Consider the following 9,355-nt stretch of genomic DNA (forward strand, 5'->3'; position numbering starts at 1 on the left):
CCGATCGATGCGCGACTACATCGACCGCATCTGGCACATCAAGACCAACGCCTGACCCCGGGGCCACGGCCGGCAGGCGCCAGTTTCAGTCCCTCCAGCCAGTCGAGAGTAAGCGAATCGCCGCCACCCGAGCACGGGTGGCGGCGATTCGCTTACTCTCGACTGCTGCCCCGCGGGGGACAGGAGCCGAGCGGGGCTCAGCTGCGGCGGACGTGGATGACGTGCACCGGCGTGGTCTCCGGGCCCAGACGCACGAAGGGGTGCTCACCCCAGGTGAACTGCTCGTCGGTCAGCAGGTCGTGGGCGACGAACTCGTCACCCCAGGACAGGCCCAGCGCCGGCAGGTCCAGGTGGGCGTGGGTGCCACGCGTGGAGTGCGGGTCGAGGTTGGCGGCCACGAGGATGACGTCCTCGCCGCCGTCGGCGTAGACCCGCCGCTTGCTGAACACCAGGATGTTCTCGTCATCGGCGCTGTGGAAGGTGATGTTGCGCAGCCAGTGCAGCGCGCCGTGGTTGGCCCGGATGGTGTTGATCTGGGTGAGCAGCCCGGCCAGTGACTGACCCTCCTTGGGGCCACCCACCTCGTAGTCGGCCCAGCGGCGGTCCTTGTACTCGTACTTCTCGTTGTCGATCTGCTCCTCGGCGCCGGGGCGGGCCACGTGCTCCATGAGCTCGTAGCCGGCGTAGATGCCGTAGGTCGGCACGAGCGTCGCCGCGAGCACCGCACGCACCACCCAGGCGGCGCGGCCACCGAACTGCATGTAGGGCGTGAGGATGTCGTGCGTGGTGGGCCAGAACGAGGGCCGCATGTACGTGGCGGCCTCACCGGCGAGCTCGGTGACGTACTCACGAAGCTCCCACGGGGTGTTGCGCCACGCGTAGTAGGTGTAGCTCTGCTGGAAGCCGATCTTGCCCAGGGTGTGCATCATCGCCGGCTTGGTGAAGGCCTCGGCGAGCCAGATGACCTCCGGGTGGTCCTTCGCGACGTCGGCGATGATCCACTGCCAGAACTCCACCGGCTTGGTGTGCGGGTTGTCGACGCGGAAGATCTTCACCCCGTGGTCGATCCACACCTGGACGACCCGACGCACCTCGGCGTAGATGCCGGCGGGGTCGTTGTCGAAGTTGACGGGGTAGATGTCCTGGTACTTCTTCGGCGGGTTCTCCGCGAACGCGATGGTGCCGTCTGCGCGGGTGGTGAACCACTCCGGGTGCTCGGTCACCCACGGGTGGTCGGGGGAGCACTGCAGCGCGAGGTCCATGGCGACCTCGAGCCCGAGCCCCTCGGCGCGGGCGACGAAGGCGTCGAAGTCGGCGAAGGTGCCGAGGTCGGGGTGGATCGCGTCGTGGCCGCCGTCCTTGGAGCCGATGGCGTACGGCACACCCGGGTCCTCCGGGCGGGCGTCGAGGGTGTTGTTCGGGCCCTTCTTCGCCGCTTGGCCGATCGGGTGGATCGGGGTGAGGTAGATGACGTCGAAGCCCATCGCGGCGACGGCGGGCAGCCGCTCGGCCGCGGTGCGCAGCGTGCCGGTGGTCCAGCGGTGCTCCTTCTCGTCGTAGGTCGCACCCTCGCTGCGTGGGAAGAACTCGTACCACGCTCCGGAGAGCGCGAGCTCGCGCTCCACGAGCAGCGGCAGCTCGGCCGACGGGCTGACGAAGTCGCGCAGCGGGCGGGCGGACAGGACGTCGGCAACCGCCGCTCCGGTGCCCGCACGCAGTCGCACGGCGGCGGATGCCGTGGTGTCCCGCAGGCCGCGGATGCCGTCGGCGAGCGCGGCCTTGGCGGCCTTGTCGCGCTTGACCTCCTTGCGGGCGCGCTCGAGAACCCGGGCGCCCTCCTCGAGCATCAGTTCGGTGTCGACGTCGGCCTGCACCTTGATCGTCGCGTCGTGGACCCAGGTGCCGTACGGGTCGGACCAGCCCTCGACCCGGTAGGACCACCAGCCGGTGCGGTCAGCGGCGACGACCGCCGACCACGCGTTCAGGCCCGGGTTGGTGCACTCCATCACCTGGACGTGCTCCACGCCGTCCGGGTCGGTCAGCACCAGCGAGGCGTTGACGGCGTCGTGGCCTTCGCGAAGAACCGTCGCGGTGACGGTGAACTCCTCGCCGACCACCGACTTCGCGGGGCGGGCGCCGTGGTCGACGCACGGGGCGACGTCGAGCACGGGGATTCGGCCGATCGGGTGCTGGGGGGCGCTGGTGCGCGGGGGAGCGGTCACGTCAGCAACCTACCGGCCCCATAGGGTTGCGCGCATGAGTCGTTTCGTGTGGGCCGCGTGGGGCCTGCTGGTCGTCGTCCTGGATCTCCCGCTTTTCGGCTGGGACGTTCTCCCCGACATCGTCGGCTACCTGTGGCTGGTCGTCGGTCTCGGCGGTGCGACCCACATGGCCTTCGCCCGCGCCCGGGCTGCCGCGGCTGCCGGTGTGCCGGTTGCCCTCGTCACGGGCACACCGCTGTTCGTCGGCCAGGACGGCATCATCTGGGGTGCGGTCTTCATCGAGATCCTGCTGACGGTGCTGATCCTGCACCAGCTCGCCACCGCCATCAGCGACCTCGCCCCCGACGGCGACCAGGACGCGCGACGGTGGGCGCGCGGCATCCGCATCGGGGCCCCTGCCGCAGGCGTCATCCGGCTCATCGGCCTGGTCGGGCTCGCGACGTCGCTCGGGGCGCTCTACGCGCTCGGGTACCTCGGGCTCGTCGCCGTCGGCATCGTCACGGTCGTGCTGATGCACCGGGTCAACCGGGCCGGCTGGCTCGACCTCGCACCACCGGACCCGGCCTGACCCCTTCCCGGAACCGGTCGAGAGTAGACGAATCGCCGCCACCCCCAAGGGGATGACGGCGATTCGCCTACTCTCGACCGGGCTGGAGGGGTGCCTCAGCGCAGGAACGGGATGTTGCGGTCGAGCAGGCCACGCGACTTGAGCTCGGCGCGCAGCGGGATCTCGTCGTCGATCCAGCCGCTCTGCTTGATGCCCCAGAACGACGCGTGGTCGGGGCCGTAGCCGAGCAGCTGCTGGTGCAGCGGCGACAGACCCTTGAACCACTCGGACGACTGGTCGGCCACGGCCTCGTCGAGCGGGCGGATCCAGCGGTAGGTGTAGCCGATGAACATCAGCTTGCGGATGCGCTCGCTCTTGTTCATCGAGCGGCTGTGCCACAGGCGGCGGTCGAAGATGAACGCGTCACCGGGGTTGAGCAGCACCTCGACGGCGCCCTCGGGCTCGATGATCGGGTCGCCCTCCTTCTCGGGGCGGCCGGCGAGCGTGTTGTTCTTGTGGCTGCCGGGGATGACCTTGGTGTTGCCGTAACCGGGCTCGGACAGGTCGGTCAGGGCGTAGCAGATCTTCGTCATGAACATCGGACGCACGTCCATGTCGATGTCGGAGTTCTGCCGGTAGCCGTCCTGGTGCCAGTTCCAGAAGGGCGGCTCGTCCTTCGGGGGGTTGACGTCGATGTGGTTGTGGTGGGTGTAGATGTTCCAGCCCATCGTTCCCCAGATGTAGGGGAAGGTCTGCGGCCAGTTCAGCAGCTCGACGAAGCGCGGGTCCTTGTGCATCCACCCCATGACGTGGATGGAGCGGTCGGGGCGCAGCTCGCCCGCGGCCTCCTCCTCGCCGTAGATGCGGTCGACGGCATCCTCGAAGTAGGCGCGGTCCGCCTCGGGGAGCGCGTTCGGGATGACGACGAAGCCGTCGCGGTCGTACTGCTCGCGGATCGCCGGGTCGAGGGGCTCGAAACCGGTGGGTGCGGAGACGGTTGCGGTCATGCGGTGATGCTCCCAACTGGTGCCGACGGTTGCGGGGGCACCATCCCGCGGCAGCCCCTCGCGACGGTCGCAACTCTCGCTGTCGTCACGGCGGGCGCCTGCTTGCCCCAAGCCTAAGCCGAGGGCGTCAACTCACGTCGGATGCCAGCCTCAACTGACGTCGGATGCCGCGTACACGCGAAGGCTCGTGGCGCCGACCGTGACCGGCCCGGGAACCACGGGGTCGCCGCCGTCGCGCGGTCGCGACCACGTGCTGTCCCACAGCAGGCGGTAGGTCGTGACCCCGGGCGCCTCGGGCAGCGTCACCTCGACGTCCTCGACACCGCCGTTGACGACGAGCAGCGCAGAGTCCCAGCCCATCCAGGCGCCTGCGACGTACAGCTGCACCAGGCGGCTGCCCTGGGTCCACCGGTCGCCCATCGGGGTGCCGTCGGCGGCGTACCACTCCATGTCGCGAGTGCCGTCGTCGTGGACCTGCCGCCCGAGCGCCCACACCCGCTGGCGCAGCACCGGAAGGGCCTGGCGCACCCGGATCAGGTGGCTGGTCGTGTCGAGGAGGTCCTGCTGCCACGGCTCGAGGTCCCAGTTGATCCACGAGGTGCCGTTGTCCTGGCAGTAGGGGTTGTTGTTGCCCCCCTGCGAGCGGCCGAGCTCGTCACCCGCGTTGATCATGGGGACGCCGGTCGACAGCAGCAGCGTGCCCATGAGGTTGCGGATCGCGAGGGTTCGGTCAGCGATCACCTGCGGGTCGTCGCTCGGGCCCTCGGTGCCGTGGTTCCACGAGCCGTTGTTGTCGCTGCCGTCGCGGTTGTCCTCGCCGTTGGCCTCGTTGTGCTTCGTGTCGTAGGCCACGAGGTCGGCGGTGGTGAAGCCGTCGTGGGCGGCGACGAAGTTGATGGATGCCGTCGGGCCACGGTCGCGGTGACCGAACAGGTCGCGTGAACCCGCCAACCTCGTGGCGAGCTCCTGGAGCCCGTGCCCGCGACGGTGGTGGCGCTGGGACCGGACGTCGCCCACCCAGAAGCGGCGGACGGCATCCCGGTAGCGGTCGTTCCACTCCATGAACGGAGGAGGGAACTGGCCGGTGCGCCAGCCGTGCATGCCGACGTCCCACGGCTCGGCGATGAGCTTGACCGCCGAGAGCACGGGGTCGGTGCGCAGCGCCACGAGGAAGGGGTGGTCGGGGTCGAAGTCGTCCCCGCGACCACGGCCGAGCGCCACGGCGAGGTCGAAGCGGAAGCCGTCGACGTGGTACTCCTGCACCCAGTAGCGCAGCGAGTCCAGCACCATGCGACAGACCACCGGGTGGCGCAGGTCGAGCGTGTTGCCGCACCCGGTGACGTCGATGTCGCGGCCCCGCTCGTCGAGGCGGTAGTACGCGCGCTGGTCCAGCCCGCGCCACGACAACATGGCGCCCGTGCGGCCCTGCTCGGCGGTGTGGTTGTAGACGACGTCGAGGATGACCTCGATGCCCTCGCCGTGCAGGAGCTTGACCATGCCCTTCAGCTCGTCGACGGCACCCTGCGGGTCCTTCGCGGCGGCATAGGCACCATGGGGCGCGAAGAAGCCGAGGGTGTTGTAGCCCCAGTGGTTGGTCAGCCCGCGGCGCACCAGGTGCGGTTCGTGGGTGAACGCGTGCACGGGCAGCAGCTCGACGGCCGTCACCCCGAGGGAGGTGAGGTGGGCCACCGACGCGGGGTGGGCCAGCCCGGCGTACGTGCCCCGCAGCTCGGGGGGCACACCGGGGTGCAGCGCGGTCTGGTTGCGGACATGGGCCTCGTAGATGACGCTCTCGCTGCGTGAGCGGTTCGGCGCGACGTCTCCCTCCCAGTCGAAGCGGTCGTCGACCACGACGCCGCGCGGCATGTGGCCGCGGCTGTCGAGGTCGGAGATGAGCTCGCCGTCGCCGTGCCAGCGAACGTCGACGACGTGGCCGTAGACCTCCGCACCCCAGCGGACCTTGCCCTCGATCGCCTTCGCGTAGGGGTCGAGGAGCAGCTTGGCCGGGTTGTGCCGCAGCCCCTGGTCCGGGCTCCACGCGCCGTGGGCGCGGAAGTTGTAGCGCTGCCCGGCCGTGATGCCCGGGACGAAGGCGAACCACCAGCCGTGTGCCCGCTCCAGCAGGGGGATGCGGCGCTCGCTGGTGCCGGCCTTGTCGCCGGCGTCGAACAGGCACAGCTCGACGGCGTCGGCGTGACCGGCATAGACCGCGACGTCGGCGCCGCCCTCGACCAGCGTCACCCCGGGCCGAGGGGCGAGGTCGCGGGTCATGGGGCCGGGCGGGACGGTGGTGGGGTGCGACCAGGGCGACATGGAGGGGAGCCTAATGAGTCGTTACGGTGGACCCATGACCGATCCCACGTCGCTGCCCAACTTCCCGCCGCCCGCCGACGAGCACCCCCTGCGCGGTCGGGTCCTCGACATCCTCGTCGACCTGGGCCTGGCGCCCAACCTCGACACCGACGGCGACGTCGCCTTCACCGTCAACGAGCAGCAGCTGTTCATCCGCTGCACCGAGGGTGAGGTCGAGATCATGCGCGTCTTCGGCCAGTGGCAGATCCAGGAGGAGATGCTCGGCGACCGCCTGAAGCTGCACGAGACGTGCAACGAGCTCAACCTCAACATGAACTGCCTCAAGAGCGGCGTCGCCGGCTCCACCCTGGTCGTCACGAGCGAGCACCTCGCCACCCCGGGTGCCGACGTCTCCTCGCTCATCCAGGTCTCGATCCAGGTCATCCTCTCCGGGGTGCACATCTGGCACCAGCGCCTGCTCGGCATCGACCCCAACGCGCCCGAGTCGGATGCCGGGAGCCCGTCGTGACCGACCTCGTCCGCCTCGAGGTCCTTGACGGCATCGGCACGATCCGCCTGGACCGGCCGCCGATGAACGCGCTCAACGCCGAGATCCAGCACGGCCTCATCGCCGCGTGCCGCGAGGCGGCGGAGCGCAAGGACGTCGCCGCGGTCATCGTGTGGGGCGGCGAGAAGGTGTTCGCCGCCGGTGCGGACATCAAGGAGATGGAGACCATGTCGTACACCGACATGGTCGACCACTCGGCCCTGCTCCAGGACTTCACCCGGTCGCTGGCCCAGCTTCCCAAGCCCACCGTGGCCGCCATCACGGGGTACGCGCTGGGCGGCGGGTGCGAGGTGGCGCTCGCGTGCGACTTCCGCATCGCCGCCGACGACGCCGTGCTCGGGCAGCCCGAGGTCTCGCTCGGGATCATCCCCGGTGCCGGCGGCACCCAGCGCCTGGCCCGGCTCGTCGGCCCGTCACGCGCCAAGGACCTCGTCTTCTCCGGCCGGTTCGTCAAGGCGCCCGAAGCGCTGGCGATCGGGCTCGTCGACTCCGTGGTCCCGGCATCCGAGGTCTACGAGAGTGCGCGGAGCATGATGGCGCGCTACGTCGGCGGCCCGGCGTACGCCCTGCGCGCCGCCAAGGAGGCCATCGACCTCGGGCTCGAGACCGACCTCGAGCGCGGCCTGGAGATCGAGCGGATGTTGTTCTCCGGCCTGTTCGCCACCAAGGACCGGGCGATCGGCATGCGCCACTTCGTCGACAAGGGCCGTGGCCCGGCTCCCTTCGAGGGCACCTGACCGGTCGGCGGCTGCCTCGGCGAGTCAGACGCCGAGGGCGTCGTGGAGCGCGGTCCGCCGGGCGGTGACGGCGGCCACGTGCTCGTCGCGCACGCTGCCCTCGAGGTCGTCGAGGAGTGCCTCGATGCGCCGGGGTACCTGCAGCGAGTCCGTGCCGTAGTGGGCGATCTCGTCGAGCGAGAGGTCGAGCAGCCGGGCGAAGGTCGTCGGCAGGTCGACGACGCGGACCGTGCCGGCGGCGTCCACGAGGTGGGGCGAGCGGTCCGCCCTGGCGCCCGCGACCCGCAGGATGCGGTGGAGCTCGTCGAGCACCTGGACCGCCGTGGTGGGGTCGTTGACACCGGGGGAGAGGGCACGTTCGGCGATGTCGACCAGCTGCCGCACCCCGAACTCGGGATCCTGCGGCATCGAGCGTTCCTTGCCGAGCCCGAACGACGCGCGCACCTGCTCGATGACGTCGTCGCCGGCGAGGGCCCCGTGGACGACCGCGAGCGCCTGCCCCTGGTGGCGGACCTCGCCGACCCGGGTGCTCAGCTCGACGACGACCCCAGCACGGTGCGCCGTCTCCACGAGGTCGGTGTAGCGCACCCGCTGCAGGACGCCGTGGCCCGAGCCGGTCGACACCGTGACGGACGGGCCCGGCGCCTGCGACCAGGACGGCGAGCCGGCCGGGGCGTCGTCCCACTCGTCGTCCCCCTGCTGCAGGGCCCGGACGGTCTGGTTCGCGATCCGGTCGATCACCTGGGACACCTGGATCGACACGGTGATGTGGTGGATGAAGGCGAAGAACAACGCCACGCTGGCCAGCACGAGCAGGAAGGCCACCGTGACCGAGAGCTGGGGGACGAAGGGCTCGTCGCCGCCGCGCACGTCACGCAGCACGATGAGGGCGAACACGAAGGACGACGTGAAGACGCCCAGGGTCACCTGGGTGATCCGGCTGCTGAGGAAGCTGCCGAGCAGGCGCGGGGTGAACTGGCTGCTCGCCAGCTGCATGACGACCATGGTGATCGAGAAGACGAGCCCGGTGACCGAGATCATGGCGCTCGCGATGGTGCTGAGCAGGCTGCGGGCAGACTCGGCGCCACCGCCGAAGAGGTACGGCAGGTCGTCGGTCAGTGCGGCGTCGATGCGGGGCAGCAACAGGCCGGCCGCGACGGCGAGGGCGCAGATCATCGACGGCAGCACCCAGAAGGGGCCCCAGAGCCGCTCCCACCAGCCGATCGTCTCGGGGTCGCCGACCGGCCCGACCGTGCGTCGCACCGTGCCCGAGCTCGCCTTCTCGTCGGTGGTCACCTGCTCGATCCTGCCACCGGAACCCGCCAGGACAGCGGGAGCGGGCCCACCGACAGGCAACGCGCCGGATTCGGGGACCCACTGATCGTGGAGCCACCCTCCCGGAAAGGGGTCTCGGGCCCCAATGCCTGTCACCAGGCCCGCCCAGCCTTCCGGGGGTGGTGGGCATCACGCCAACCCGATGGTGAACAAGCGCTCGGCTGCTGAGAGAATCGACGCCACGCCCGAGCCCGACCGCCCGGGCCCCGCCAGCCCCCAGCCACCCAGCAAGAGATGAGGACGAGGCACGCATGAACATCGTCGTCTGCGTCAAGCACGTGCCGGACGCACAGTCCGAGCGCACCTTCCGTGAATCCGACAGCACCATCGACCGCGAAGGCGTCGACGGGCTGCTCTCCGAGCTCGACGAGTACGCCGTCGAAGAGGCCCTCAAGCTCGTCGAGGCCGCCGGCGAGGGTGAGGTCACCGTGCTGACGGTGGGCCCCGCCGGAGCCGCCGACGCGATCAAGAAGGCGCTGCAGATGGGGGCGCACGCGGGCATCCACGTCAGTGACGACGCCATCCACGGCTCCGACGCGGCCGCCACCTCGCTGGTGCTCGCCGAGGCCGTGAAGAAGGCCACCGGTGGTTCCCCCGAGCTCGTGCTCACCGGCATGGCCTCCACCGACGGTGTCATGGGTGTCGTC

General features: G+C 70.3%; 8 protein-coding genes. 4 read left to right on the forward strand and 4 right to left on the reverse strand.

The window, feature by feature from the left end:
• Positions 1–197 precede the first annotated feature (197 nt).
• Positions 198–2,222 (reverse strand): alpha-1,4-glucan--maltose-1-phosphate maltosyltransferase, encoded by a 2,025-nt coding sequence (locus PLL68_RS03140; protein WP_324531560.1) that lies wholly within the window; start codon positions 2,220–2,222, stop codon positions 198–200.
• A gap of 34 nt (positions 2,223–2,256) precedes the next feature.
• On the opposite strand from PLL68_RS03140, the gene PLL68_RS03145 reads away from it, so the two are divergent.
• Complete coding sequence (locus PLL68_RS03145) at positions 2,257–2,790, forward strand: hypothetical protein (RefSeq protein WP_324531562.1); 534 nt, start codon at positions 2,257–2,259, stop codon at positions 2,788–2,790.
• 95 nt (positions 2,791–2,885) lie between these two features.
• Here the strand turns inward: PLL68_RS03145 and PLL68_RS03150 are convergent, their stop codons facing one another.
• The gene (locus PLL68_RS03150) at positions 2,886–3,776 is read right to left on the reverse strand and encodes a phytanoyl-CoA dioxygenase family protein (RefSeq protein ID WP_324531564.1); all 891 of its coding nucleotides are present in this window, start codon (positions 3,774–3,776) and stop codon (positions 2,886–2,888) included.
• A gap of 150 nt (positions 3,777–3,926) precedes the next feature.
• Positions 3,927–6,089 (reverse strand): glycogen debranching protein GlgX, encoded by a 2,163-nt coding sequence (glgX, locus tag PLL68_RS03155; protein WP_324531566.1) that lies wholly within the window; start codon positions 6,087–6,089, stop codon positions 3,927–3,929.
• Positions 6,090–6,123: 34 nt separating this feature from the next.
• Between glgX and PLL68_RS03160 the strand changes: the two genes are divergently transcribed.
• Positions 6,124–6,597: a T3SS (YopN, CesT) and YbjN peptide-binding chaperone 1 gene (locus tag PLL68_RS03160; protein ID WP_324531568.1), complete on the forward strand. Its 474-nt coding sequence runs from the start codon at positions 6,124–6,126 to the stop codon at positions 6,595–6,597.
• The gene (locus PLL68_RS03165) at positions 6,594–7,373 is read left to right on the forward strand and encodes an enoyl-CoA hydratase/isomerase family protein (protein WP_324531570.1); all 780 of its coding nucleotides are present in this window, start codon (positions 6,594–6,596) and stop codon (positions 7,371–7,373) included. The genes PLL68_RS03160 and PLL68_RS03165 overlap by 4 nt, the downstream gene beginning before the upstream one ends.
• Before the next feature lie 24 nt (positions 7,374–7,397).
• Here the strand turns inward: PLL68_RS03165 and PLL68_RS03170 are convergent, their stop codons facing one another.
• Positions 7,398–8,669, reverse strand: coding sequence for a DUF2254 domain-containing protein (locus tag PLL68_RS03170; RefSeq protein WP_324531572.1), 1,272 nt, complete (start codon positions 8,667–8,669; stop codon positions 7,398–7,400).
• Between the two features lie 290 nt (positions 8,670–8,959).
• Between PLL68_RS03170 and PLL68_RS03175 the strand changes: the two genes are divergently transcribed.
• Positions 8,960–9,355, forward strand: a 396-nt coding sequence (locus PLL68_RS03175; protein ID WP_502910663.1) for an electron transfer flavoprotein subunit beta/FixA family protein, incomplete at its 3' end; no start/stop codon positions are given.

This window comes from Ornithinibacter sp. (genome assembly GCF_035443565.1).
GTDB lineage: Bacteria > Actinomycetota > Actinomycetes > Actinomycetales > Dermatophilaceae > Fodinibacter.